A 25,718-nucleotide genomic window follows, 5' to 3' on the forward strand; every position below is an offset into this window, starting at 1 on the left:
ACAAGTCTGTAACTCTCTGGATGTCGACGCGCCGCCGAGCGTGTCGAGCGGACTTCCGTCACCTGTCCTGCCCACGCGGCGCCAGGACGCGCTTTGCTGGGAGAGCGCGTCTGTCGTGGCGCGCAGGAAGGGCGAGACATGATCGAGGCACCCGACCCGGCGACCGTCCCCGTCGCGCCCACGCGCGTGGGCGCGCTCGCCCCGCTCACCGTGCCCGCGTTCCGCGCCCTGTGGATCGCGGCCCTGATCAGCAACATCGGCAGCTGGATGCAGACGGTCGGGGCGCAGTGGTTCCTCGTCGAACAGCACAGTTCCCCTCTGCTCATCGCTCTCGTGCAGACCGCGAGCGCCGCGCCCGTCCTTCTGCTGGGGATACCAGCGGGCGTGATCGGTGAACTTCTGAACCGACGAACCCTGCTGATCTGGGTGCAGGCCACGCAGGTCATCATCGGGGGCGTGCTGGTCGTCCTCACGATGACCGGTGAGATGTCGCCCTATCTGCTGCTCGCGCTGACCCTCGTGCTCGGGGCGGCCTCAGCTGTGCAGTTGCCCGCGTACGGCGCGATCTCCGCCGAGATCGTACCGACGCCCTTCATCCCCAACGCGGCGTCGCTCAGCTCGATATCGGTCAACGTCGCACGGGCGATCGGTCCCGCTATCGCGGGAGCCTTGGTGTCGCTGCTGGGTGTCGCCTTCGTCTTCGCACTGAACGCCGCATCCTTCGCCGTCTTCCTCGTGGTTCTGCTGGCGTGGCGAGGTTATCGCCCGTCACCGCATGGGTTCGAGCCCTTTCTGGATGCCACCCGAGCGGGGGTGCGTTACGTCCGCAACGCGGGCATCATCCGTGCTCTCTACCTGCGCCTGGGGCTCTTCATCGTCCCCGCGTCGGCGCTGTACGCGCTTCTCCCGCTGCTCGCGACCGAGCGCCTCGGTCTCGACGCCACGGGGTACGGAGTACTTCTCGCAGGGGTCGGGGCAGGTTCCATCGTGGGTGCCTTCACGATGCCGCGCGTGCGAGACGCGATCGGCGTGAACCGTACCGTGCTGCTGTGCGCCCTCGCTTTCGGAGCGAGCATGGTCGGCACCGCCGTCTCTCCCTGGGCCGCGCTCAGCGTCGTGATCCTGGCCGCGGGCGGTGCCGGCTGGATCGGTGTGATCGCGACCCTCAACGGCGCCGTGCAGTCATTCCTCCCCACGTGGGTGCGCACGCGCGGGCTCTCGATCTATCAGATGGTGCTGTTCGGCTCGACGGCAGCGGGATCCGCGCTCGCGGGTGCCGTGGCCGGCTGGATCGGATCGGTCACGGCTTGTCTGGCGGCGGGGGTTCTCGTCGTCCTGGTGGCGCTGACTCAGCTCGTGATCCCGCTCGCGGCGACGGGAGACATCGCCCGTGGCCGTGGCGAACTCCCCCTGCCCCAGCGCGATTCGGATGCGGACATCGATGAGAACGCGCAGACGCTGGTCCTCGTGCGCTATCGGGTCGACGACGGAAGCCGGGCGGAGTTCCTGAGTCGGATGGAGCTCGTGGAGCACAGCCGACGCCGAACCGGGGCACGGAGCTGGACGCTGTACGCCGACCGGGAAGAGCCTGGCGTGCTCGTGGAGGCCTTCGACGTCGGCAGCTGGCGCGAGCATCTGAGCCAGCATGCCGAGAGGCTCACGGGCTATGACCAGAAGGTGATCCACGACGCGCAGATGCTCGCACTGTCCGTCGACACCGAACATCTGATCGCAACCGGTCCTGCGCCGCGCTCCGCGTGAGCGTGAGTCATGACATACGTCTCGCGCGCGGGCGCGCCCGGTGGGGTGCTCACCGTGCGACGGCTGCGTTGAGCAGCTGGTCGATCAAGGTCACGTAGCCGAGCCCGACGGCGGCGTACATGCGGGGCACCTGCGAGTGCTCGGTCATCCCGGGCGTGGTGTTCACCTCGTTGAGCACGACGCCGCGACCGGTGACGAAGAAGTCGAAGCGTGCGACACCCGCGCATCCGAGTGCATCGTAGAGACGCACCGCATCCCGCTCCAAGATCTCCAACTCGTCCGACGTCACGCGCGCGGGGATGATGAACGGCGCGCTGCCGTCGTATTTCGCGGCGTGGTCGAACAGAGCCCGGTCGGCGACGGCGATCTCCAGCGGCTCGCCGACCCGCAGTGCGCCCGAGGTGCCACGGAACACGGCGATGTCCACCTCTCGCCCGGTGATGAAGGGCTCCACCAGCACGCTGCTCCCCGCGCGGCGCGCCCGTTCGATCGCAACCGCCAGATCAGCCGCGTCCGAGACCAGCGACACACCGTTGCTCGAGCCTCCCGACGTCGGCTTCACCACGAACGGCGTAGCGAGGGGAACGCTCGGGACCGCGTCACCCGCCTCGATCAGGATGCCCGGCGCCGTCGCCACTCCGAGGGCACCCGCGACGAGCTTCATCGCCCACTTGTCCATCGCCAAGGCACCGGCCCGCACCGGAGAACCCACGAAGGGGACACCCAGCATCGTGAGAAGGCCCGCGATCGCACCATCCTCGCCGTTCACCCCGTGCAGCACCGGGAAGACCACGTCGCAGCCGTCCAGCAGGCGGACGGCGTCGGCGGGCGTGAGCGACCCGTCGACCGAGCGCCACTGCCCACCGCGCTCGATGGTCAGCTCGCAGACATCGTCACCGAGCTCACGCGCCGCTCGCGCCACCGAGGCCGCCGACGCGAGCGAGACATCGTGCTCGTCGTTCGCTCCGCCGCCGATGACCACGATCCTTCGCTGCCGGAGTGTCGTCATTCAGGTTCCTTCCGTTGTGTTCTGCGCTGCACACGCGAAACGCGGGCACCGATCCGGGTGACGATCTCGTGCTCGATGGTCTCCGACCATCTCGCCCAGTCGGCGACGGTGGGCTCTCCCTGGTCGCCGGGTCCGAAGACCGTCACGGTCTCCCCCGGGGTCAGAAAGTCGTCGCCGGTGTCGATGACCGCCATGTCCATGGAGATCAGGCCGACGATCGGCCGACGGCGACCCCGCACGAGGACCTCGGCGCGGTGGGAGGCCGCTCGCGGCAACCCGTCCGCGTAACCCAGCGGAAGCAGGGCGAGGTGGGTGGGACGGTCAGTGATGAAGCGGGCGCCGTAGCCGACGCTCACATGTGCACCTACCCGACGCGCGCTGATGACCGGTGCGCGCAGGGAGAGGGCGAAGCGCAGCTCGCTCGAGGTCCGCGAGGGGTCGATCCCGTACAGGCCCGCTCCGACGCGATGAAGGTCGTGGTCGCCGCCGATCCCGGTGATCGTCGCCGCCGTCGCCGCCAGATGCGTGACGGCGGGCGCAAGCCCTCGGCGGCGAGCGCTTCGAACGGCCGCATCGAAGCGCAGCCGTTCGCGGAGGTTCTGCGGGTCGTTCGGGCGGTCCGCGCACGACATGTGCCCCATGATCCCGACGACCTGCGCATACCCCTGCCGCTCCGCCATCCGGGCGAGTTCGCACAGGCTCCGCCACTCGGATGCGGGCGCGCCGTCACGGCTCATGCCCAGATCGGCATGGAGGTGCAGACGTGCCCGGTGACCGAGGCGGTGCGCGACGCGCACGACGGCCTGCAGCGCGTCTGCACTCGACACGCCGAGGTCTATGCGCTGCGACACGGCCGACGCGAAGTCAGCACCGACCGGATTCAGCCAGCTGAGGATCGGGACATCGAGACCGCAGCGTCGAAGGGTGAGTGCCTCGTCGAGCGACGCGACCCCGAGCGCGGTGGCACCTTCCTCGATCGCTGCTGACGCCACGGGACCGTGACCGAATGCGTCCGCCTTCATCACCGCCATCAGGCGGCCCCGCGTGAGACGGGAGAAGTACCGCACGTTGGCTCGGATCGCTTCCTCGTCCACGCGCAGCTCCGGAGCCGACAGGACCGCATCAGCGCGGGGTTGTGAGGCGTTCGGCACGATCAGAGTCAATCCATGCGCCCGTCACAGCGTCGTATGCAGTTCTCGATACGTTCGCGATACACACGTCCGTGGAACTCGCGGACGCTCCGTCCTCTATGGTGAGGACAATCTCGAACCCGACCGCGCCGGTCGGTCACGGAGCGAAGGGAACCTCATGGGCATCACATTCCCGTCGGGATCGATCACGGTGAGGACCGCAGCGGACGAGGTCGTGATCCTGCACATCTGCGATCTGTGCGGTGCCGTCGTCGCAGAAGCCGACGACACCGACCTGGCTTTCCACAAGCGCTGGCACAGGATGACCGGCTCCGGCAACTGGATCGACCCGGAGACCGGTCGGCTCCACGGTTCCGGCGGCACCGTCCGACCGGACACATCGCGGAGCTGAATCCTCGATGAGCTGCGTAGGGCGGGTGGGACTTGAACCCACGATCGTCGGGTTATGAGCCCGCTGCCTTGACCAGCTTGGCCACCGCCCCCTGTGGCGAAAAGCCTACCGCGGCGGCGCGGTGTCTCCGCGGCTGCCTCGCTGCAGCGGCAATTCCTGGCTGTCGCTGATGACCTGTGGGTGGTTCCGGGTCAACGAGAACACACCGTAGACCGCGATGAGGCCGGCCACGACGAAGCCGGCAATGGCCCAGGCGCCCGCGGTGGCCGCCTCCTGGAGGATGACGAGGCCGATCACGACTGCGACGATGGGGTCGATGACCGTGAGCCCCGCGATGACCAGGTCGGGCGGCCCCACCGAGTACGCGGTCTGCACGAAGTACGCACCGAGGGTGACCGCAACGAGCAGACCCACGATGCACAGGATCGAGAGCCAGCCGAAGTCGCCTTCCTGGATGTTCTTGATGACGACCTTCGCGAGCGTGGCGACGAATGCGTACAGCACCCCCGCCGCGACGATGTAGAAGAGCGGACGCGCGTGCTTGCGCATCCACAGCCACCAGGAGAGGGCGGTCAGCACCACCACGACCGCGAGCAGTCCGAGGATCGTCAGGAGCTCCGACTGCGAAATCGGCTGCTCCGTCGCGACGAAAGCGGCGATGGTGACGAAGATGAGGATGCCGCCCACACACGCGATGATCGAACGCACCGACGCCTTCGTCGGCTTGTGTCCGGAGATCCTCGCATTCAGCAGCGTCGTGATCACGAGGGACACCGCCCCGAGAGGCTGAACCAGGATCAGCGGCGCGAAGGCGAGAGCCGTCAGCTGACAGGTGATCCCCAAGCCGAGCATCACGGTTCCCGCGACCCAGGACGGCCGCCTGAGCAGCTGAAGGAGCTGCCCGCCGCTGAGCCCGCTCGCACCAGACGCGTTCGCGAGGCGCTCGACCTTGACGACACCGCGATGCTGATACTGCGCGCCGAGCGACATGAACACCGCACCCAGAAGGGCGATCGGGATACCGATCAGGATGCCCGGGTCGCGGAACACGCCGACGAGGTCGTTGGCGACATCGTTCAGGATCACTTCCGCTGGGAGCACCCTATGACCCTAACCTCAGGCGTGCGCTCGGTAGGCTCAGACACGTGGCTGTCCTTCCGATTCGCATCATGGGCGATCCCGTCCTCCACTCCCCCGCTGCCCCCGTCGAGGAGGTGACCGACGAGATCCGCACCCTGGTCGCCGACATGTACGAGACCATGGATGCGGCGCCCGGTGTCGGTCTCGCCGCCCCCCAGGTCGGCGTGGGCCTGCGCATCTTCACCTACACGTATCAGGACGACGAAGGTGCCGATTGGCGCGGCGAGATCATCAATCCGGAGCTTTGGATGACGCCGCTCATCCCCGGGGAACCCGACGAGGACGAGGAGTCCGAGGGCTGTCTCTCGTTCCCGGGTGAGCGCTTCCCGCTGCGCCGTTCGGAGCGGGTGCGTGTGACGGGAACCGACCTCGAGGGCCGTCCGGTCTCGATCGAGGTCGACGGCTGGCGCGCCCGCATCCTGCAGCACGAGTTCGACCACCTCGACGGCGTCCTCTACGTCGATCGCCTGAGCGACTCCGACTGGAAGACGACGCAGAAGATCGCCCGCAAGCGGGGATGGGGACGCCCGGGAGCGTCCTGGCTCCCGGGCGTCGACGACCTCGAAGGCTGAGACTCAGACCCCTTCGGCCGGCTGCCCGGCTGCCGGCGGCGCGGGCGGGGTGTGCTGCTGCGCCTGCGGTGCCGCCGCCTGCAGCTGCTCGCCCATGGCCTGGCCCACCACACGGCCCTGGATGATCTCAGCGAGGTCGAGGCCCGTCGCGACTTTCACCGCATCGAAGGTGGCACGCAGCCCCTGTGCGGACTCGGCCGCGAGGTGGCTGCTGGCGCCTTCTCCGCCGAGGACCGTCACGGAGCCGACCTTGTCGTATCCCTTCGCGAACTCGGCCATCATCGGCACGAGTGCCTCGAGAGCGCGCTGCGCGAGCAGTGCCTGCTGGTTGCGACTGAGAGCCTCGGCCTCCGCCTGGATCGCCGCAGCGCGCGCCTCACCCTCGGCACGGACGGCGTCGGCCTCGGCGTTCGCACGCAGCCGCGTGGCGGCCGCATCCTGCTCGGCGATCTGCGCCTGCGCCTGCGCGGCCTTCACCTTGGCGTACGCGTCGGCATCGGCCGCGCGTTCGCGCTCGTAGAGGTTGGCGTCGGCGACCTTCTTGATGTCGGCATCCAGTCGGGCCTGCTTGTTCTCGGCCTCCTGGAGCAGAACGGCCTGCTGACGCTCCGCCCGGGCGAGGGCCTCGGCCTGCTCGGCCTCGGCGTTGGCCCGCCCGACCTCCGCCTGCGCTGCTGCCGTGTTCTTGTCGAGCGCCGTCTGCTCGATCAGGTTCGCCTCCTGGGTGGCGATCTGACGCGCCCGGATCTCGCGCTCCGCGTTGATCTTGGCGACCTCCGCCTCGCGCTTCACGCGCTCGACCTCGGTCGCGCCGAGAGCGGAGATGTAGCCGTTCTGGTCGGTGATGCCCTGGATCTGGAACGAGTCGAGGATCAGACCCTGCGACGACAGATCACTCTTGATGCCTTCGGCGATCTGATCCGACAGACGCTGGCGATCGCGCATGAGCTCTTCGACCGTCAACGTGGCGACGACACCGCGAAGCGCACCCTCGAGCTGTTCGGTCGTGAACTGCTCGATGGCCTTGTCCTGCGAGGCGAAGCGCTCGGCCGCACGGCGGACGGATTCGGGGTCGGAACCGATCTTGACGAGCGCCACACCGCTCACGTTGACCGTGACGCCGTTGGAGGACTGCGCCGTCGGCTCCATCTTGATCTGACGCGCGCGGAGGGAGATCATCTCGCCGCGCTGGGTGAGCGGGTTCACGATCGCACCGCCTCCGGTGATCACGGTGATCCGCGAGTCCCCGCTGGTGCTGCGCTGCTTCTTACCCACGATCACCAGAGCCTCGTCGGCCTTCGCCACCCGGTACCAGGCGCGGATCAGGATCAGCACGATCACCAGAACGACGACGAGCACGATTCCGCCGACGATGGCCAGCAGCCCCATTGCTCCGAGTGCGGCGATATCCATGTGCATCCTTCCGGTCGCGGCGAGGGACGCCTCACCCCGAAGCGTCTCCCCCTCACCCTATCCACCGGCTATGTCGGTGCCGAGCCGGTTGTGGACGAACACCGGGACCGGGTACGCAGGCGCTCGCCATGTTCTCCGGGGCACCGAAGAGCGCATGAAAAAAGACCCGGGGTGGAAGCCCGGGTCTCAGGTGAGAGCTGCGGTAGATGACGCAGTACTCTCGCTCCCCGGCTTGGACTCGAACCAAGAACCTATCGGTTAACAGCCGATTGCTCTGCCAATTGAGCTACCGAGGAATGCTGTCCTTCTCGCGAAGGCAACCCGACTATCGTAGCAAACTCCGCGGGCTCACGACGACACGAGACGACGATCGGCCGACGACGAAGGCGTCCACTGCATCTGCTTCACGCCGTGTCCGAATCCCACCGCATGGCCACCTTGCATCACCAACACGTCGGCGTCGAAGCTCGCGAGAGTCTCCGCTTCGTTGGCCACGAGGAGCAGCGAGGTACCCCGTTCCCGGCGCCGCGTCTCGAAGGCGGTCCGCACCAGCTCCCGTCCCTCGACGTCGAGATTCGCCATGGGCTCGTCGGCGACCACCAGCTGCGGATCGAGCACGAGTGCTCGGGCGATCGCGACACGTTGACGCATCCCCGAGCTCAGCTCGTACGGGAACTTGGATGCCGCCCCGATGCTGAGTCCGAGTTCGTCGAGGAGCGTCACCACCCGCAGCTCGAGGGCGCGCGCGTTCACCCGCCGCGCACGGCTCGTCACCGGTTCCGCCACGATCTCGGCCACCGTCAGCCGGGGCGGGAGCTGGGCACCGTCCTGCTGGCCGAGGTAGCCCGCGAAGACCGGAAGGGCGCGACGACGGCGACCGCCGTGCCGCACCGACACCCCTTCGACCACGGCATCGCCGCCGATGACGTGGACGCCCTCATCCGCTTGCCCGGCCAGGACGGCCGCGAGCGTCGACTTCCCGGAGCCGGTCGAACCGACCAGGATGAGGGCTGCTCCGCGCTCCAGGCGGAAGGAGATGCCGTCGATCACCCGCTCGTCGCTGCCGGCATGAGCGAGTGAGATGTCGCTGCAATCGATGCTGTGCGCGGCCTGATCCATGCAGTCATCCTGCACGCTGAGCGTCCGAATCGCTACTGATCGAGGGTCAGGCGCAGTCGCGCCGCATCCAGTTCGCGCAGGCGCAGCCGGACGTCGCGCCCCTCCGGCGAGTCGGGGGCGAGCCGCTGGATGTCTCCCACCAGCTCCTGCTTCTGCCGGTCGATGGCACGCAATCGGATGCGCAACGCCAGGTCACGGGCCGAGATCACGGCGTGCTCTTCGTCGCGCGCCGGAAACTCCCCCGTGAGCAGTTCGGCAGCCAACGACCGGTACGGCTCCCTCACGGCGTCGACCGCCGCGGCGGCCCACCCCGGACGAGAGTGATCCGGAACCGCCGCGATGCTCGAGCGCACCGCCTCGAGCGCAGGATGCTGGAAGGTCTCGTCGAGCGCTGCCCGCAGCTCTGCCGGGTCGAGGCGGTGCCCGTACTGCAGGAATCCCATCACCGCGTCGCGCTCCAGATCGGCCGAACGGGGCAGCGAGGCGAGTGTGACGCGCATGGCCGGCGGTTGCGGGGCGTCGGGCGCGGCCACCGGGGCAGCGACCGGCTCGGGCGCACCGGCGGCGCGGGCCCGCTGGCGGGCCACCTCGCGATGGACGTCCTTCAGGTCTTCGCCGAGTCGGCGCGCGAGGACGTGCTCGTAACGCCGACGCAGTGGCTCATCACGGATCTCGGCCAGCAGGGGCGCAGCGAGGTTCAGACCCGCGAGCCGGCCCTCGACCGTGCGCAGGTCGAGGCCCGCGAGACGCTGATCGATGACGAACTCGAACATCGGCACCTTCGTGTCCATCAGCGCGCGCACCGCTCCGTCACCGCGCGCCAACCGGAGATCGCACGGATCGAGGTCCGCAGGCCCCACGGCGACGAAGCTCTGCACGTTGGCTGTGCGCGTCTCGGCGAACGCGCGCACAGCGGCCTTCTGGCCCGCCGCATCCGGGTCGAAGGTGAAGACGATCTCGGCTGCGGCGTCGTCTCCCATGATGCGACGCAGCACCTTCATGTGCTCGGCACCGAACGCCGTGCCACAGGTGGCGACCGCGGTGGTCAGCCCGGCCAGATGGCACGCCATGACATCGGTGTACCCCTCGACGACGATGACGCGGCGCTTCTCTCCGCGGGCGATGTCGCGCTTGGCGAGGTCGATGCCGTACAGGACCTGTGACTTGCGGTAGATCGGCGTCTCGGGCGTGTTGAGGTACTTCGGCCCCTTGTCGTCCTCGAGCAGACGCCGCGCACCGAAGCCGAGCACCTGACCGGTGACGTCGCGGATGGGCCAGACCACCCGACCGCGGAAGCGGTCGTAGACGCCGCGCTGCCCCTGGGACACGAGTCCCGCGGTCAGCAGCTCCTCCTTCGTGAAGCCTTTCGCCGTCATCGCGTCGAGCATCCCCGACCATCCCGGCGGCGCGAAGCCCACACCGAAGTGCGCGGCCGCACCGGCGTCGAAGCCCCGCTCGCCCAGGAAGCGGCGCCCCACCTCTGCCTCGGGAGTCAGCAGCTGCGCCCGGAAGAACTCGGCAGCCGCTGCATTCGCCGCGTAGAGTCGGGCGCGTCCGGACGTCTCCGGCGCCGCCCCGCCCTCCTCATAGTGGAGCGTGTAGCCGATGCGTCCGGCGAGGCGCTCGACCGCCTCGGTGAACGTCAGATGATCCATCCGCCGCAGGAACGTGTAGACGTCGCCGGACTCGCCGCATCCGAAGCAGTGGTAGAAACCCACCTGCGGTCGGACGTGGAAGCTGGGACTCTTCTCGTCGTGGAACGGGCACAGGCCTTTGAGGGATCCCACGCCCGCGGACTTGAGAGCGACGCGCTCCCCCACGATGTCGGCGATGTTCGTGCGGGCCTTCACCTCTTCGACGTCGGCCTGCGCGATGCGCCCCGGCATCAGAGCCCCTCGAGAGGCTCGGGAAGGGCGTACAGGGAGCGGGCGATGGTTCGCCCTCCCGGCATCCAGACGTCGAGGGTCTCGGTGTCGATCTCGCCGACCAGACGGTGGTGCCAGCCGAGGGCGAAACGGTCGGTCAGACTCGCCACCTGGTCGACGATCACGCGTCGGCGTGCGCTGTCGTTCTCTGCGCGGACGAAATCCTCTGCGTGCAGGGCATCGAGGTGCTCCGGCGCTTCCCACAGGGCGGTCGCGAGCCGCTTCAGCAGACGTCGCTGCTCACGATAGAGGCCCTTTCGCCCCTCGATCGTGACCACGAACGCCCCGATCGTGCCTTTGAGCACCGCCATCTCGGCTTCGACGACGCGCGGGACGACCACGTGCCCGTTGTACCGCGTCAGAGCCGGCGCGTCGTACGCCTCGCGCGTCGCAGCGGTCGCGGCGCGCGCGAAGCGACCGATCAGGTCGGAGGTGAGGTTCTTCAACCTCGCGTGCGCCGCGCGGGTGCCGTCGAAAGAAGCGATCCACTCCGGCAGGCTGGTCAGGCGGTAGAGGGCGTCCTCGAGCTCGTCGCGCGTGAAGTCGTAGCCGACCCATGTCTGGATGGCGCTCAGCAGTGCCGTGTGCTGACGCGGGTCCGAGAGGCGCCCGGGATCGAGGTATCCGTTGATGACGGCGTCCTCGAAGTCGTGCACCGAGTAGGCGATGTCGTCGGAGAGGTCCATGACCTCGGCCTCGATGCAGCGCACCCGTCCCGGCGCCCCCTGGCGCATCCAGCGGAAGACGGGTTCGTCGTCCGGGTAGACGCCGAACTTCAACCGCCCTCCCGGATCGGGCACCGGGCTGTCGATGGTCCACGGGTACTTGCAGGTCGCGTCGAGGCTCGCGCGCGTCAGGTTGAGCCCGTAGCTGCGCCCGTCGTCCGAGATCACCTTCGACTCGAGACGGGTCAGGATGCGGAGCGTCTGGGCATTGCCCTCGAAACCGCCGATGTCCTCGGCCCAATCGTTGAGCGCACGCTCGCCGTTGTGCCCGAACGGCGGATGACCGAGGTCATGGCTCAGACACGCGGTGTCCACGACGTCCGGCGCCAGCTGCAGGGCGGTGGCGAGCTCGCGCCCCACCTGCGCGACCTCGAGCGAGTGGGTCAATCGGTTGCGCGCGAAATCGGCCGGGCTCGCGGGAGAGAGCACCTGCGTCTTCGCCGCCAGCCGGCGCAGCGAGGCGGAGTGGAGCACCCGAGCGCGATCGCGGGCGAAGTCGTCGCGCTGCGAGCGGTGCTGTTCGGCGAAGAAGCGGTCGGCATCGCTCGCGTCGTATCCGTCGGGCCGCGTCCCCGTCACGGAGCGTTCAGCCGCCACTGTGGTCGAGCTCCGCATCCGCCAGCGCGCCGGCGGCGTCGGTCGCCAGCTCTCGGCTGTCGAGCCAGCCCTCGGGGAGCGCCGGGCGCTTCGGGGTTCCCGCGCGACCGCGCTGGCCCTCGGCCGCCTCGCCCGGGTACGGCGCGTCGAGCTCCAGCGTGCCGAGGAGATCGTCGATCTCCTGCAAGGAGGAGGCCGTCGCCAGGCGCGCTCGGATGTCGCCGCCCACGGGATAGCCCTTGAAGTACCAGGCCACGTGCTTGCGGATATCCCGGCACCCGCGGTCCTCGTCCTCGAAGAACTCCACGAGCAGCTCCGCGTGACGCCGGAAGGCGCCCGCCACGAAACCGAGTGTCGCATCGACGGGCTGCGTACCGGCACCACCGCCGAACGCGCGGGCCAGGTCGCCGAAGAGCCACGGACGCCCGAGGCAGCCGCGGCCCACCACGACACCGTCGCAACCCGTCTGCTCGACCATCCGCACGGCATCCTCCGCCGACCAGATGTCGCCGTTGCCGAGGACGGGCACGCTCGTGATGGTCTGCTTCAGCGTCCCGATCGCGTCCCAGTCGGCGTTGCCCGAGTAGAACTGCGACGCGGTGCGCGCGTGCAGCGCGATCGCCGCGACTCCCGCATCCTCCGCGATGCGGGCGGCGTCGAGATACGTGAGGTGGTCGTCGTCGATGCCTTTGCGCATCTTCACGGTCACCGGGATGTCACCCGCACCCCGCACGGCCGCGCGGACGATGTCACCGAACAGTCCGCTCTTCCACGGCAGCGCTGCTCCCCCGCCCTTGCGGGTCACCTTCGGGACTGGGCAACCGAAGTTCAGATCGATGTGGTCGGCGCGGTCCTCGTCGGCGAGCAGTCGGGCGGCCGCTCCGACCGTCGCCGGATCCACGCCGTACAGCTGCACCGAGCGCGGCGTCTCGGACTCGTGATGGCGGATGAGGCGCATGGTCGTGTCGTTGCGCTCCACGAGGGCGCGCGAGGTGATCATCTCGCTCACGTAGAGGCCCGCACCGTACTCGCGACACAACCGGCGGAACGCCGTGTTCGTGATGCCCGCCATGGGAGCGAGAACCACCGGCACCTCGACCTCGATGGGGCCGAGCCGCAGAGGGCGCGCGGGGGCGATTGTCGTGGTCACCAAATCATTCTCCCAGACCGAGGGACCGCGCGGCGGCGTACTGTAAGGCTCATGAGCGCGACCACCGCCGAAGACCTCCGCAGCATCCCCTTCGCCGCCGCAGACGGCACCCAGAAGACCCTCGCCGAATACGGCCAGAACGTCCTCATGATCGTCAACGTCGCCTCCCGCTGCGGCCTCGCCCCGCAGTACGAACAGCTCGAGGAGCTGCAGCGCACCTACGGCGAGCGAGGTTTCACCGTGCTCGGATTCCCCTGCAACCAGTTCATGGGCCAGGAACCGGGATCCGTCGAGGAGATCCTCGAATACTGCTCGACGACGTGGGGCGTCACGTTCCCTGTGAACGACAAGGTTAAGGTCAACGGCCCCGGAGCCGCGCCCCTCTACAAGGCACTCAAGCGTGCGAAGGACGAAGAGGGCAAGCACGGCCCCATCCTCTGGAACTTCGAGAAGTTCGTGCTCACCCCCGCGGGTGACGTGCACCGGTTCCGCCCGACGACGAAGCCCGACGACCCGGCGATCGTCGAGGTCATCGAGCGGAACCTGCCCGCCTGATTCAGGCCGACTCCGCGCCCTGCCGCTCCGCCCAAACCTGGCGCGCGATCTGCGCGAACGCCTCGGGCGGCTGCGCCCCGCTCACGCCGTAGCGCTCGTCGATGACGAAGAACGGGACGGCGTTGATCCCGTAGGCCGTCGCCTGCGCCTTGTCGGCCTCGACGGCGTCGAGGTACCGGTTGCTCTGGAGCGCCTCGCGCGCGGCATCCGCATCCAGTCCGACCTCCGCTGCCAGTGCGACGAGATCGTCCACCCGACCCACATGGTGCCCTTCGACGAAGTAGGCGGCCATCAGACGCTCGGTCATCTCCCGCTGCAGACCCTGCTCCTTCGCGAAGTGCAGCAGCTGGTGCGCGAGCACCGTGTTGGTGTGCTGCAGCTTCTCGAAGTGATAGTCGAGACCGGCCTCGGCCGCCACACCGGTGACACGGTCCAGCATCTGCCGAACCTGGTCGTGCGGCATCCCCTTGTACTCCGCGAGGAAGTCGACCTCGTTCCCGTGGAAGTCGACGGGAGTGTCAGGTGAGAGCTCGTAGGAGTGGAACGTCACTTCCACCCGCGGGGCGTCCTCGTCATCCGCGGTGGCCTTCAATCCGGCCTCGAGATTGCGCTTTCCGATGTAACACCACGGGCACGCGATGTCACTCCACACGTCGATACGAATCGGGTCTGTCATGACGGGAGCAACGGCGGCTCGACCTCCACTATTCCGACGGTCCGCGACGAGAGCGGCGAACGCTGAGAAGGTGCGAAGAATGACCACGCAAGCGGGACGCGCTGTGCGAGACTTCTGGGGGCTGCCGTGGGGGTATGCCGGCACCTGAGCAACATGGGGAAAGCACGTGGGGACCCGAACCCCGGCGCGCGACGCGCGCCACGCACGACGGCGTCGACGCCGCACAGTCATCTGGGTGAGTTCGCTCATCGCCGTCCTGGCGGTGGGCGCCACCACGGCGGCAGCCGTGGTCCTGCCGCAGCTGCCGCCGTCCTTCCCGTTCGCCGCGGAACCGCCACCCAGTTCGTCGCCATCGGCGATCCACTCACCGGATCCCGCGCCGCTGCCCACACCGGTGCAGACGCCCGACATCCCTCCGCCGCCCCCACCGCCACCGGCGCCGGTCTCCCCGCTCGCGCTCGGGTGCGACACGACATCCGTGATGTCCGTGTGGGCGCACCAGGACGACGATCTGATCTTCGCGAACCCGTCGCTGCAGGAGGCGGTGAGCAACGGCGAATGCGTCCGCACGCTCTACCTGACCGCAGGAGACGCCGGCAAGGGCACGAACTACTCCCGGTCGCGCGAACTCGGCATCCTGCGTGCCTACAACACGATGCGCGGCGCACAGGCGTTCTGGGACGAGACCAGCATCACGACGCTGTCCGGCGCACACGTCACGTTGTTCTCCCGCCAGGGCGACCCCAAGTTGAGTGTGGCGTTCCTTCGTCTTCCCGACGGCGGTCTCGATGCGGGCGGGTTCACCGCCACCGGCCACGCCAGCATTCCGCAGCTGGAATCCGGCGCGATCCCGGCGCTCGCCCCCATCGACGGCGCACCGCCCCTCAGCGCCGCGGTGCTGCAGCAGACCGTCGCCGAGGCGATCACGGCGTGGGCACCCACCCGGTTGTTCACCCACGTTCCCGCCAACTCGCCCCTGACACAGGGCGATCACCCCGACCACGGCGCGACGGGCGCGATCGTGCGGGCGGCGGCACAGAGCGTCGGGTATCCGACGGACGCCATCCGCTACTTCGTGGGATACCCCTCGCAGAATCTGCCCGTCAACCTCGGCGGCGATGTCCTCAATCGCAAGGTCGACACCTACCGCATCTACGCCAAGGAGGATCCGGTGATCGCCTGCGCAGACAACACCGCGTGCCTCGCCCGGAAGGGATTCGGCGCGTGGCTGCAGCGTTCGTATCCGAAGACGGACGCGGAGCTCGGCATCGGCTGAGACCGCGTCACGCGCGGGGTGCGTCGACGGCGCCGCCGAACCGGCGATCGCGGCCCAGGTACATGTCGATCGCCCGCCACAGATCACGGCGGCCGAAGTCGGGCCAGAGGGTGTCGAGGAACACGAACTCGGCGTACGCGGACTCCCAGAGGAGGAAGTTGGAGGTGCGCTGTTCACCGCTGGATCGGACGAACAGGTCCACATCCGGCATATCAGGCTGGTAGAGCCGACGCTGAACGAGCTTCTCCGTGACGGCGGACGGCCGCAGGCGCCCGGCGGCGACATCATCCGCGATCGACCGCATGGCGTCGACGAGCTCGACCCGGCCTCCGTAGTTCACGCACATCGTCAGCGTCAGCACCGTGTTGTCGCGCGTGAGCTCTTCGGCGTACTGGAGCTCTTTGATGACCGAGCCCCACAGCCGTGGTTTGCGGCCGGCCCACCGGACCCGCACGCCCCATTCGTTGAGCTGGTCGCGACGGCGGTGGAGCACGTCGCGGTTGAAGCCCATCAGGAAGCGCACCTCGTCGGGCGAACGGCTCCAGTTCTCCGTCGAGAACGCGTAGACGGAGAGGTGGGTGACGCCGGCCTGGATCGCACCGGCGACCACGTCCAACAGGGCCGCCTCCCCCGCCTTGTGCCCCTCGACACGCGTGAGGCCGCGGCCGTTCGCCCATCGCCCGTTGCCGTCCATCACGATCGCCACGTGACGTGGCACCGTGCCGCGCTGGTAGGCGGGCGGATACTCCCCCGTCCAATCGACAGGTCGATAGGGCACCGCATCCCGGTGCGTGTAGGGCTTCGGGCTCATCGGGCTCTTTCCACGTGGGACAGGGATCGGATGCCGCGCTCGAGATGCCACTGCGCATAAGCGGCGACGAGTCCGGAGGCGGAGGCGTGCGTGCGCTCGGCAGCGGCATCCACGCTCTCCCAGTCGCCGGTCAGCAGCGCGCGGAGGTGGCCCGTGGTCTGGACATCGACGCGCGCGGACCCCGCGGGCGCGCAGGAGGGGCACACCATGCCGCCCGCCTGCGCGACGAACGCGCTGTGCGGGCCGGGCGTGCCGCATCGCGCGCAGTCGTCGAGGCCCGGAGCCCAGCCCGAGAGGGCGAGGGCGCGCAGGAGGTAGGAGTCGAGGATGCTGCGCGGCGCATGATCGGCACGAGCGAGCGCCCGCAAGCCTCCCACCAGCAGGAGATAGTGCGACGAGGACGCTTCCGCGTCGCCGAGCCGGTCGGCTGTCTCAGCCATCGCGCTCGCGGCGGTGTAGCTGTCGTAGTCGCCGGCGATGTCGGCGCCGTAGGTGCCCAGCGATTCGGCCTGCTGAACGATGTCGAGCGAGCGGCCCGCGTACAGCTGGACGTCGGCGACCATGAAGGGTTCCAACCTCGCGCCCAGCCGGGACGACGTGCGGCGCACGCCCTTCGCGACGGCGCGGATCTTGCCGGTGCGGCGCCCGAGCATGGTGACGATCCGATCCGCCTCACCCAGCTTGTGGGTGCGCAGGACCACGACCTCGTCGCGATAGGTGGGCACACTCGATTATCCCGCGGAGCAGAGACAATGGATGCGTGACCGAGCCGCTCTTCGTGATCCCCCTCTGGGCCGATCTCACCGCCGTCGCCCTCGGAGGCGTGCAGGGCGCGCTCTTCGCGTCCGGCTTTCGCGGCCAGCGTCGCCTCGATCTGCTCGGGGTGGCGATCATCGGCATCCTGTTCGGCATGGGAGGCGGTCTGATCCGCGATCTGCTGCTCGGCGTCGCTCCCGCCACCCTGCAGAGCGACTGGTACCTGCTCACCGCGATGGCCGCATCCCTCATCGGGATGCTGCTGGCGGGCCTCTTCCAGCGTCTGAACCGGGTCATCGTCTCACTCGACGCGTTCGTCATCGGACTCTTCGGAGCCTTCGGCACGAGCAAGGCCCTCGCCCTGGGGCTTCCGGTCGTTCCCGCCGTTTTCGTCGGCGTCTGCGCGGCCGTGGGCGGCGGGGTGCTCCGTGACGTGATCATGGGTCTGCCGGTCGCCATCATGCACGTCGGGTCGCTCTACGCCGTGGCCGCAGCGGCCGGATGCGTCGTGCTCGCGACACTGGACGCGTTCGGAGTGAACCTCGTCGCCGCCGCGATCGTGGGGATCGCCGTGACGACCACGATCCGCATCCTCGCGGTGATCTTCGACCTGTCACTCCCGGAGCAGCGCATGCTGTACCGGCGCAAGGTCGCCGTGGAGACCGCCGCGATCCCGATCGTGCGCCCCGCCGCCGAGCCCGAGTAGACGCCCGCGAGACTGCACTCTCGTCGCGAGATCACGGGTATCACCCGTGATCTCGTGCGGAAGATGCAGTCTCGCGGCCGTGGGGATGCGGGATCAGGCGCTGGCGACCAGCTCGCGCTCGCGGGTGCGGATCGCGCGGTTGACGCTCGAGACGACCGCCTTGAGGCTCGCCGTCGAGATGTCGCCGTCGATGCCGACGCCCCACAGACGCTCGCCGTCGACCTGCAACTCGACATAGGCCGCCGCCTGCGCGTCGCCGCCGGCGCTCATGGTGTGCTCGACGTAGTCGTACAGCGAGATGTCGAAGCCACGGGAACGCAGCACCTCGAGGAAGGCCGCGATGGGGCCGTTGCCGTTCCCGACCGCGTCTTCGACCGTGTCGCCGTCGCGCAGACGCACGTTCAGCTCGACGTCGCCGGTCATCTCGCTCGAGGTCCGAGTACCGAGGAGTTCGAAACGGCCCCAGCGGGCGTCTTCCGACTCCGAAGGCAGGTACTCGTCGGAGAAGACCGACCAGATCTGGTCGCTCGTGACCTCGCCGCCTTCGGCGTCGGTCTTGGCCTGAACGACCCCGGAGAACTCGATCTGGAGCTTGCGGGGCAGATCCAGCGCGTGGTCGGTCTTGAGCAGGTATGCCACCCCGCCCTTGCCCGACTGCGAGTTGACCCGGATGACCGCCTCGTAGGACCGGCCCAGATCCTTGGGGTCGATCGGCAGGTACGGTACGGCCCACTCGATCTCATCGACCGAGACACCGCGCGACGCCGCTTCGGCGGCCATCGCCTCGAAGCCCTTCTTGATGGCGTCCTGGTGCGAACCGCTGAAGGCCGTGAAGACGAGGTCGCCGGCCCACGGGCTGCGCTCGGGAACGGGCAGCTGGTTGCAGTACTCGGCCGTGCGCTTGATCTGGTCGATGTCGCTGAAGTCGATCTGGGGGTCGATGCCCTGCGTGAACAGGTTGATCCCCAGGGCGACCAGGTCGACGTTGCCCGTGCGCTCACCGTTGCCGAACAAGCAGCCCTCGATGCGATCGGCGCCGGCCATGTAGCCCAGCTCCGCCGCGGCGACGGCCGTGCCGCGGTCGTTGTGCGGATGCAGCGAGATGATGACGTTCTCGCGATGGTTGAGGTTGCGCCCCATCCACTCGATCGAATCGGCGTAGACGTTCGGGGTCGCCATCTCGACCGTGGCGGGCAGGTTGATGATCACCTTGCGCTCGGGCGTCGGTTCCAGGATCTCGAGCACGGCGTTGCAGATCTCGGCCGCGAACTCGAGCTCGGTGCCCGTGTAGCTCTCGGGCGAGTACTCGTAGTAGACCGCGGTTTCGGGGACGCGCTTCTCGTATTCGCGGCAGAGCCGCGCACCCTCGAGTGCGATGTCGATGATGCCCTGCTTGTCCGTCCGGAAGACGACGTCGCGCTGCAGCACGCTCGTGGAGTTGTACAGGTGGACGATCGCCTGCTTGGCACCGGCGATGGCCTCGTAGGTGCGCTCGATCAGGTGCTGGCGCGCCTGCGTCAGCACCTGGATGGTGACGTCGTCGGGGATGAGGTCTTTCTCGATCAGCTCCCGCACGAAGTCGAAGTCCGTCTGGCTCGCGCTCGGGAAGCCGACCTCGATCTCCTTGTAGCCCATGCGCACGAGCAGGTCGAACATGACGCGCTTGCGCTCGGGACTCATCGGGTCGATCAGTGCCTGGTTGCCGTCGCGCAGATCGACCGCACACCAGCGCGGCGCCTCGGTGATGCGCTTTGCGGGCCAGGTGCGATCGGGCAGTTCCACACGGATCTGCTCGTGGAACGGGCGGTACTTGCGCGTCGGCATGCCGGACGGCTTCTGAGTGTTCTCCATGGCTGCTTTCCTCGTCGGATGATGCGGGCCGTCGACGAGCTCCGCGACGAGAAGGGCCCTAGATCGAGGTCTCGTCGCGGCGACTAAGGAGAAGCACGGCCGCGCGCATGCCAACAGCTTACACCCGGCGAGTCAGAAGCCGAGGCGACCCAGCTGCTTCGGGTCGCGCTGCCACTCCTTCGCGACGCGCACGTGCAGCGACAGGTACACCCGGCGCCCGAGCAGCTGCTCGATCCCGGCGCGCGAGGCCGCACCCACATCGCGCAGGCGCTGACCCTTGCGTCCGATGATGATCGCCTTCTGACTGTCGCGTTCGACGACGATGTCGGCGAACACATCCGTCAGATCCGAATCCTCACGCTCGGAGATGTCCTGGACGACGACCGCGATGGAGTGCGGGAGCTCCTCGCGCGCATCGCCCAGGGCCGCTTCACGGATGATCTCGGCGATGCGGTCCTGGGTGGTCTCGTCCGTCACCACATCCGCGTCGTACAGCGCGGGGCCGGCGGGCATGAGCGCGAGCAGCTCGTCAGAGAGCACGCCCAGCTGCTCCCCCGTCAGCGCGGAGAGCGGGATGACCGCATCCCAGTCCTCGCGGAGGGAGTCCACCTCGATCAGTCGCTCGGTGATCTGCTCACGGGATGCGGCATCCGTCTTCGTGACCACGGCGACCTTCCGCGCGCGGGGGTAGCCGTTCAACGACTCCGCGATGCGGCGGTCACCGGGACCGACCTTCTCGGTCGCCGGCGCGCAGAAGGCGATGACGTCGACGTCGCCGAGCACATCCTCGACCAGGTCGTTCAGGCGCTGCCCGAGCAGGGTGCGGGGCCGGTGCAGTCCCGGCGTGTCGACGACGACGAGCTGACCGGCCGGCCGATTCACGATGCCGCGGATCGCGCGACGCGTCGTCTGCGGTTTCTCGCTCGTGATGGCGATCTTCTCGCCCACGAGCGCGTTGGTGAGCGTCGACTTGCCGACGTTCGGGCGGCCCACGAATGTCACGAAGCCGCTGCGGTGCTCGTCGGTCATCGTTCTCCCTTCACCGGCACGGGGATCGAACCCGTCCGGGTATCCGTCTGCGGTTCCGGGGCACGCTCGACCAAGACGGTCGCGAGTCCGCGCCCCCGCCCGCGCGACGCCCCTCCCGTCAGGTTGAGGCCCTCGTACGTGACGCTGGCACCGGGCTGCGGAACCCGGCCCAGCACCTTGCCCAAGAGCCCGCCGATGGAGTCGACCTCGTCGTCGTCGAGCTCGAGGCCGAACAGCTCACCGACCGCGTCCAGGCCGAGACGAGCGCTCACCCGATAGCGATCGGGGCCGAGCTCGACGACCTCCGTCGCGGGGGCGTCGTACTCGTCGGCGATCTCCCCCACGAGCTCCTCGATGACGTCCTCGAGGGTCACGAGGCCCGCGATGCCGCCGTACTCGTCGACGACCATGCACACGTGCACAGCGTCGCGCTGCATCTGCTGCAGCAACGGCTCGACGCGCATCGACTCGGGCACGAAAACGGGGACGCGTGCCAGCTGCGCCACCGACTGCGCACCCCAGTCCTGCTCGTCACGGAACGCGCGACGGACGAGGTCCTTGAGATAGAGGATGCCGCTGACGTCTTCGCCGTCGGCGGTGAGGACGGGGATGCGTGAGACCCCCGTGTCGAGGAAGATCCGCAGCGCCTCTCGCGCCGTGTCGTCCTCCGCGAGCGTGACGAGGTCGGTGCGCGGCACCATGACGGCGCGCACGTAGGTGCCGGTGAACTCGAAGACCGAGTGGATCAGCTCGCGATCGTCCTCTTCGATGAGGTCGTGCATGGCGGCTTCATCGACCATGCTGAGCAGCTGTTCCTCGGTGTCGAAGGATGCCCCGCGCGCGCCACCCGGTGTCACCCGACTGCTCAGCGCGACGAGGCCGTGTGCAAGCGGACCGAGGAGGATGCGGACGCCCCGGATCACCGGCGCGGCTCCGCGCAGCAGACCCTCGGCGTGGCGACGGCCCACAGAGCGGGGGCTGACACCGACAGCGACGAACGAGAGGCCCGTCATGAGCACGACGGCCGCCAGGATCGCCCACCAGACGTTGTCGAAGAGCTGGTCGAACGCGGCGGTCACGAGCACCGCGGCACCGGTCTCGGCCAGGACCCGGATGAAGGCCACCGCGTTGGCGTGCGCCTCCGGGTCGGCGCTGATGCGACCGAGCGGCACGGCGTTGCGGCCGGACCCCGAGAGATCGATCAAATCCTGTCGGGATGTGACGCCGAACGCCGCGTCGATCGCGGCCATGAGAGCGCCGAACGCGATGAGCAGGACGGCCGCGGTCAGCAGCAGCGCAGCGGTCATCCCCGCGCCCTGCGCCGCTCGGCGAGGGTGAAGGCGACGATGAGATCGCGTTGCAGGCCGAACATCTCGGCCGCATCATCGGGCTCGGCGTGATCGAAGCCGAGCAGGTGCAGCAGCCCGTGCGTGGTGAGCATGATCAGCTCGTCCTGCATCGGATGCGGCGGCTTCGCCTCACGCGCCTGGGTCTCGGCGACCTGCGGGCACAGCACGATGTCGCCCAGGAGGCCGGGAGGCGTCGGGGCCTCTTCGGAGCCGGGCCGCAGCTCGTCCATCGGGAAGCTCAGCACGTCGGTCGGTCCCGGCTCGTCCATCCACTGCACGTGCAGCGCCTCCATGGCGCCCTCGTCGACCAGCAGGATCGCGACATCGGCGTCCGGGCTGATGTGGAGCTCGGAGAAGTTGCTCTCCATGAGTCGCAGCAGCACGGTCTCGTCGACGTCGATTCCGGACTCGTTGGTGATCTCGATCGTCATGAGCGTCCTCGCTTCGGAAGGTGGTCGCGCGCGCCCCCGCGCCTCTGGGCACGATTGGCGAGCTCGCTGGCCTCATCCCGCTCACGCCGGGAGGCGAGGCGTCGCTCATCGAACTCGGTGTAGGCGTCGACGATCTTCCCGACGAGCGTGTGGCGCACCACGTCGTCGCTGGTGAGGTACGAGAAGTGGATGTCGTCGATGTCTTTGAGCACCCGCGTCACCAGGCGCAGGCCGGATGCTCCCTGCGGCAGGTCGATCTGAGTGATGTCGCCGGTGACGACCATGCGTGTGCCGAACCCCAGGCGGGTGAGGAACATCTTCATCTGCTCGGGCGTCGTGTTCTGCGCTTCGTCGAGCACCACGAAGGAGTCGTTGAGCGTCCGCCCGCGCATGTAGGCGAGCGGCGCCACTTCGATGGTTCCACTCGCCATGAGCTTGGGAACGAGCTCCGGGTCGAGCATCTCGTTGAGCGCGTCGTAGAGAGGCCGCAGGTACGGATCGATCTTGTCGGTCAGCGAGCCGGGGAGGAACCCGAGGCGCTCCCCCGCTTCGATCGCCGGCCGGCTGAGGATGATGCGACTGACCTCCTTGCGCTGGAGCGCCTGGACGGCCTTCGCCATCGCCAGGTAGGTCTTGCCTGTGCCGGCGGGGCCGATGCCGAACACGATCGTGTTCTCTTCGATCGCATCGACATAGGCCTTCTGCCCGAGCGTCTTCGGGCGGATGACCTTGCCGCGCGACGACAGGATCGCCTCGCCCATGACCTCCGACGGACGCATCCCGCCGTCGGTGTCGAGGATGCGGCGCGACGATGCGACGTCGGCGGGGCCGAGGTCCTGCCCTCGGCGGGTCATGACCAGCAGCTCCTCCACAAGCCTCCTCGCTGCGGCGACCTCGGCGGCCGAACCAGAGAGGGTGATCTCGTTGCCGCGCACGTGGACGTCGACATCCGGATGCTCGCGCTCGACCACGCGCAGGAGGCGGTCCTGCGGTCCGAGAAGCTGCACCATGGCGATGCCGTCGGCCATCAGCTTCTCGACGGCTTCGGGCTGGGGCTGCTCAGGCACCGACACTCCCCTCCGAAAGATCGCCGGCGAGGACGTGCGCGTGCACGTGGAAGACGGTCTGACCGGCGCCGGCACCGGAGTTGAAGACGAGGCGGAAGTCGCCGTCCGCGTGCTCGGCGGCGACCTTGCCTGCGACCTCGACCATCTCGGCGAGCAGATCGGGCGCCTGCGCCGCGAGCGACACGACGTCGCGGTACTCCGGAGTCTTCGGGATCACCAGGAGGTGGACGGGAGCCTGGGGCGCGATGTCACGGATGACGAAGACGCGCTCGGTCTCGACGAGGATCTCCGCGGGGATCTCGCCCTGCAGGATGCGGGTGAACACGGACGGCTCGCTCATTCCTCCAGTCTATGCGCGCGCGTTCACCACCGACCCAGGAGGGCCTCGATGGCGGCGAGGGCGGCGGGTCCCGCGGTCGAGGTGCGGAGGACGCCGCTTCCGAGCCGGACCGGGCGCGCGCCCGCGGCGGCGAACGTGTCGAGCTCGCCCGCGTCGATCCCTCCTTCGGGCCCCACGACCAGCAGGATCTCGGGGGCATCGTGCAGCTCCCGCATCCTGGTGCTGAGCGACTCGGATGCGCCGGGCTCCAGCACGAGCGTCGGGACGGTGGCCGCGCGCTGCGCGATCTGCGCGCTCGTGCGGACCTCGCTCACTTCCGGCACCCACGCGCGATGCGCCTGCTTGGCGGCCTCGCGGACGATCTGCGCCCAGCGGGCGCGGCCTTTGACCGCCTTGGCGGAGTCCCAGCGCGAGACGCTGCGCGCGGCCTGCCAGGGCACGACCTCGGCGACGCCGAGCTCCGTCGCGGCCTGCACCGCCATCTCGTCGCGATCGCCTTTCGCCAGCGCTTGAACGAGGACGAGGCGCGGCGCGGGGGCCGGAACGTCCTCGCGCCGCCCGATCTCGACCGCCACTTCGCGCGGCGCGACGCTGACGCACGACCCGGTCGCCCAGACGCCTCGTCCGTCACCGATCGTGACCTCCTCGCCGACGCGCACACGCCGCACGGTGGCGGCGTGGTGCGCCTCGGCTCCCGTCAGCACGACTGTGCGGCCGGGATGCGCATCGGAGGCGTCGTCGAGCAGGAAGTGCAGCGCCATCGGATCAGCCGTTGCGGAAGCGGTCGCGCAGCTTGGCGAACAGGCCCTGCTGGAACTCCGACAGGCGGGGAGCCGGCGCCTTCGTCTTCTTCGCGAACTCCTCGATGAGCGCCCGCTCCTTGTGGTCGAGGCGGGTCGGGGTGACCACGTGCACGCCGATCTTCAGGTCGCCGCGCTGATTGCCGCGAAGCGGCGTGATGCCGCGCCCCTTGATCGTCAGCACGTCGCCGGCCTGGACTCCGGCGCGCAGTTCGAGGTCGACGGGACCGTCCAGCGCCTCGATCCGGGTGGTGGTGCCGAGGATGGCGTCGGGCATCGAGACGTCGAGCGTCGCGAGGAGGTCGTCGCCGTCGCGACTGAAGACCTCGTCGGCGGCCACGGTGATCTCCAGATACAGGTCGCCGTGGGGGCCTCCCGCAGGGCCCACCTCGCCCGAGCCGGGAAGCTGCAGCCGCAGGCCCGTCTCGACGCCCGCGGGGATGTCGACCGAGACCGTGCGACGCGCACGCACCCGGCCCTGGCCCTGGCACGTGGCGCACGGGTACGGGATGGTGGTGCCGTATCCCTGGCACGTCGCGCAGGGCTGGTTGGTGACGACGTTGCCGAGCAGGCTGCGGACCGTGCGCTGCACGTGGCCGCTGCCATGGCAGATGTCGCACGTGACCGGCGATGTGCCGGGCTGGCAGCACCCGCCCTCGCACGTCTCGCACAGCACAGCGGTGTCCACCTCGATGTCGCGGTGGGCGCCGAAGATCACCTCTCGCAGCTCGAGCGTCACGCGCACGAGGGCATCCTGGCCGCGTTCGGTGCGCGAGCGCGGGCGCACCCGTCCTGCGCCGCCGCCGCCGAAGAACGTGTCGAAGATGTCGCTGAACCCGCCGAAGCCCTGCGCACCACCGAATCCGCCGCCGTCGCCGCCCATGTCGTACCGGCGACGCTGCTCGCTGTCGCTCAGCACGTCGTAGGCGTGCGTGACGAGCTTGAAGCGCTCCGCCGCATCCTCACCGGGGTTCACATCGGGATGCAGCTGGCGCGCGAGCTTGCGGTACGCCTTCTTGATGTCGTCCTGCGATGCGTCGCGAGGCACCCCGAGTACTTCGTAGTGGTCTGCCACTTCAGCCTTCCCGTCCGCGTGCCGCGGAATCGTCTCGCACGCG

General features: G+C 68.8%; 25 protein-coding genes and 2 tRNA genes. 6 read left to right on the forward strand and 21 right to left on the reverse strand.

What is annotated here, in order from left to right; all coding sequences use genetic code 11:
• Positions 1-138 precede the first annotated feature (138 nt).
• Entirely contained in the window at positions 139-1,761 is a 1,623-nt protein-coding gene (locus tag LXM64_RS09290) for an MFS transporter (RefSeq protein WP_234072977.1), read from the forward strand.
• A gap of 49 nt (positions 1,762-1,810) precedes the next feature.
• Here LXM64_RS09290 and LXM64_RS09295 read toward each other — a convergent pair whose 3' ends face one another.
• Together LXM64_RS09295 and alr are read right to left on the reverse strand one after the other, a co-directional pair.
• Entirely contained in the window at positions 1,811-2,770 is a 960-nt protein-coding gene (locus LXM64_RS09295; protein ID WP_234072978.1) for a D-alanine--D-alanine ligase family protein, read from the reverse strand.
• Positions 2,767-3,921, reverse strand: a complete 1,155-nt coding sequence (alr, locus tag LXM64_RS09300; RefSeq protein ID WP_234072979.1) for an alanine racemase — start codon at positions 3,919-3,921, stop codon at positions 2,767-2,769. The genes LXM64_RS09295 and alr overlap by 4 nt, the downstream gene beginning before the upstream one ends.
• A gap of 157 nt (positions 3,922-4,078) precedes the next feature.
• On the opposite strand from alr, the gene LXM64_RS09305 reads away from it, so the two are divergent.
• The gene (locus LXM64_RS09305) at positions 4,079-4,312 is read left to right on the forward strand and encodes a histidine ammonia-lyase (RefSeq protein WP_234072980.1); all 234 of its coding nucleotides are present in this window, start codon (positions 4,079-4,081) and stop codon (positions 4,310-4,312) included.
• A gap of 17 nt (positions 4,313-4,329) precedes the next feature.
• Here the strand turns inward: LXM64_RS09305 and LXM64_RS09310 are convergent.
• Together LXM64_RS09310 and LXM64_RS09315 are read right to left on the reverse strand one after the other, a co-directional pair.
• Positions 4,330-4,403, reverse strand: a tRNA-Ile gene (locus LXM64_RS09310).
• A 14-nt stretch (positions 4,404-4,417) separates the two neighbouring features.
• Positions 4,418-5,413, reverse strand: coding sequence for a DMT family transporter (locus tag LXM64_RS09315; protein WP_234072981.1), 996 nt, complete (start codon positions 5,411-5,413; stop codon positions 4,418-4,420).
• Positions 5,414-5,457: 44 nt separating this feature from the next.
• Between LXM64_RS09315 and def the strand changes: the two genes are divergently transcribed.
• Entirely contained in the window at positions 5,458-6,024 is a 567-nt protein-coding gene (gene def / locus LXM64_RS09320) for a peptide deformylase (protein WP_234072982.1), read from the forward strand.
• Between the two features lie 3 nt (positions 6,025-6,027).
• Here the strand turns inward: def and LXM64_RS09325 are convergent, their stop codons facing one another.
• The 6 genes from LXM64_RS09325 to dusB form a co-directional block, all read right to left on the reverse strand.
• Positions 6,028-7,437, reverse strand: a complete 1,410-nt coding sequence (locus tag LXM64_RS09325; RefSeq protein WP_234072983.1) for an SPFH domain-containing protein — start codon at positions 7,435-7,437, stop codon at positions 6,028-6,030.
• A 223-nt stretch (positions 7,438-7,660) separates the two neighbouring features.
• Positions 7,661-7,733 (reverse strand) — tRNA-Asn (locus LXM64_RS09330).
• Positions 7,734-7,785: 52 nt separating this feature from the next.
• Positions 7,786-8,556 (reverse strand): ATP-binding cassette domain-containing protein, encoded by a 771-nt coding sequence (locus LXM64_RS09335; RefSeq protein ID WP_234072984.1) that lies wholly within the window; start codon positions 8,554-8,556, stop codon positions 7,786-7,788.
• A 32-nt stretch (positions 8,557-8,588) separates the two neighbouring features.
• Positions 8,589-10,442 carry a DNA primase gene (gene dnaG, locus LXM64_RS09340; protein ID WP_234072985.1) on the reverse strand — a complete coding sequence of 618 codons (1,854 nt, stop codon included), beginning with the start codon at positions 10,440-10,442 and terminating at the stop codon, positions 8,589-8,591.
• On the reverse strand, positions 10,442-11,821 hold the full coding sequence (locus LXM64_RS09345; RefSeq protein WP_234072986.1) for a deoxyguanosinetriphosphate triphosphohydrolase: 1,380 nt from the start codon (positions 11,819-11,821) through the stop codon (positions 10,442-10,444). The genes dnaG and LXM64_RS09345 overlap by 1 nt, the downstream gene beginning before the upstream one ends.
• Positions 11,793-12,953 carry a tRNA dihydrouridine synthase DusB gene (gene dusB / locus LXM64_RS09350; protein ID WP_137416852.1) on the reverse strand — a complete coding sequence of 387 codons (1,161 nt, stop codon included), beginning with the start codon at positions 12,951-12,953 and terminating at the stop codon, positions 11,793-11,795. The genes LXM64_RS09345 and dusB overlap by 29 nt, the downstream gene beginning before the upstream one ends.
• A gap of 51 nt (positions 12,954-13,004) precedes the next feature.
• On the opposite strand from dusB, the gene LXM64_RS09355 reads away from it, so the two are divergent.
• Positions 13,005-13,508 (forward strand): glutathione peroxidase, encoded by a 504-nt coding sequence (locus LXM64_RS09355; RefSeq protein WP_267955098.1) that lies wholly within the window; start codon positions 13,005-13,007, stop codon positions 13,506-13,508.
• Position 13,509: 1 nt separating this feature from the next.
• Here the strand turns inward: LXM64_RS09355 and LXM64_RS09360 are convergent, their stop codons facing one another.
• Positions 13,510-14,184, reverse strand: a complete 675-nt coding sequence (locus LXM64_RS09360; protein WP_234072987.1) for a DsbA family oxidoreductase — start codon at positions 14,182-14,184, stop codon at positions 13,510-13,512.
• Positions 14,185-14,419: 235 nt separating this feature from the next.
• On the opposite strand from LXM64_RS09360, the gene LXM64_RS09365 reads away from it, so the two are divergent.
• Positions 14,420-15,460, forward strand: coding sequence for a PIG-L family deacetylase (locus tag LXM64_RS09365; RefSeq protein ID WP_234072988.1), 1,041 nt, complete (start codon positions 14,420-14,422; stop codon positions 15,458-15,460).
• Positions 15,461-15,467: 7 nt separating this feature from the next.
• Here the strand turns inward: LXM64_RS09365 and LXM64_RS09370 are convergent, their stop codons facing one another.
• Together LXM64_RS09370 and recO are read right to left on the reverse strand one after the other, a co-directional pair.
• Positions 15,468-16,271, reverse strand: coding sequence for an isoprenyl transferase (locus LXM64_RS09370; RefSeq protein ID WP_137416848.1), 804 nt, complete (start codon positions 16,269-16,271; stop codon positions 15,468-15,470).
• Positions 16,268-16,996, reverse strand: coding sequence for a DNA repair protein RecO (gene recO, locus LXM64_RS09375; RefSeq protein ID WP_234072989.1), 729 nt, complete (start codon positions 16,994-16,996; stop codon positions 16,268-16,270). Before recO ends, LXM64_RS09370 begins: the two co-directional genes overlap by 4 nt.
• 35 nt (positions 16,997-17,031) lie before the next feature.
• Here recO and LXM64_RS09380 point away from each other — a divergent pair, with 35 nt between their 5' ends.
• Entirely contained in the window at positions 17,032-17,733 is a 702-nt protein-coding gene (locus LXM64_RS09380; protein ID WP_137416846.1) for a trimeric intracellular cation channel family protein, read from the forward strand.
• A 93-nt stretch (positions 17,734-17,826) separates the two neighbouring features.
• Here LXM64_RS09380 and leuA read toward each other — a convergent pair whose 3' ends face one another.
• The 8 genes from leuA to dnaJ form a co-directional block, all read right to left on the reverse strand.
• On the reverse strand, positions 17,827-19,584 hold the full coding sequence (gene leuA / locus LXM64_RS09385) for a 2-isopropylmalate synthase (RefSeq protein ID WP_234072990.1): 1,758 nt from the start codon (positions 19,582-19,584) through the stop codon (positions 17,827-17,829).
• Positions 19,585-19,716: 132 nt separating this feature from the next.
• Positions 19,717-20,613, reverse strand: a complete 897-nt coding sequence (gene era, locus LXM64_RS09390) for a GTPase Era (RefSeq protein WP_234072991.1) — start codon at positions 20,611-20,613, stop codon at positions 19,717-19,719.
• A complete protein-coding gene (locus LXM64_RS09395) occupies positions 20,610-21,920 on the reverse strand; it encodes a hemolysin family protein (protein WP_234072992.1) in 1,311 nt (436 codons plus the stop codon). Before LXM64_RS09395 ends, era begins: the two co-directional genes overlap by 4 nt.
• On the reverse strand, positions 21,917-22,393 hold the full coding sequence (ybeY, locus tag LXM64_RS09400) for an rRNA maturation RNase YbeY (RefSeq protein WP_234072993.1): 477 nt from the start codon (positions 22,391-22,393) through the stop codon (positions 21,917-21,919). Before ybeY ends, LXM64_RS09395 begins: the two co-directional genes overlap by 4 nt.
• Entirely contained in the window at positions 22,390-23,421 is a 1,032-nt protein-coding gene (locus LXM64_RS09405) for a PhoH family protein (protein WP_234075448.1), read from the reverse strand. Before LXM64_RS09405 ends, ybeY begins: the two co-directional genes overlap by 4 nt.
• A gap of 31 nt (positions 23,422-23,452) precedes the next feature.
• Positions 23,453-23,800: an HIT domain-containing protein gene (locus LXM64_RS09410; RefSeq protein WP_234072994.1), complete on the reverse strand. Its 348-nt coding sequence runs from the start codon at positions 23,798-23,800 to the stop codon at positions 23,453-23,455.
• A gap of 23 nt (positions 23,801-23,823) precedes the next feature.
• Positions 23,824-24,561, reverse strand: coding sequence for a 16S rRNA (uracil(1498)-N(3))-methyltransferase (locus tag LXM64_RS09415; protein ID WP_234072995.1), 738 nt, complete (start codon positions 24,559-24,561; stop codon positions 23,824-23,826).
• 4 nt (positions 24,562-24,565) lie between these two features.
• Positions 24,566-25,675 carry a molecular chaperone DnaJ gene (gene dnaJ / locus LXM64_RS09420; protein WP_234072996.1) on the reverse strand — a complete coding sequence of 370 codons (1,110 nt, stop codon included), beginning with the start codon at positions 25,673-25,675 and terminating at the stop codon, positions 24,566-24,568.
• Positions 25,676-25,718 lie beyond the last annotated feature (43 nt).

The organism is Microbacterium binotii, from assembly GCF_021398715.1.
GTDB classification, from domain to species: domain Bacteria; phylum Actinomycetota; class Actinomycetes; order Actinomycetales; family Microbacteriaceae; genus Microbacterium; species Microbacterium binotii_A.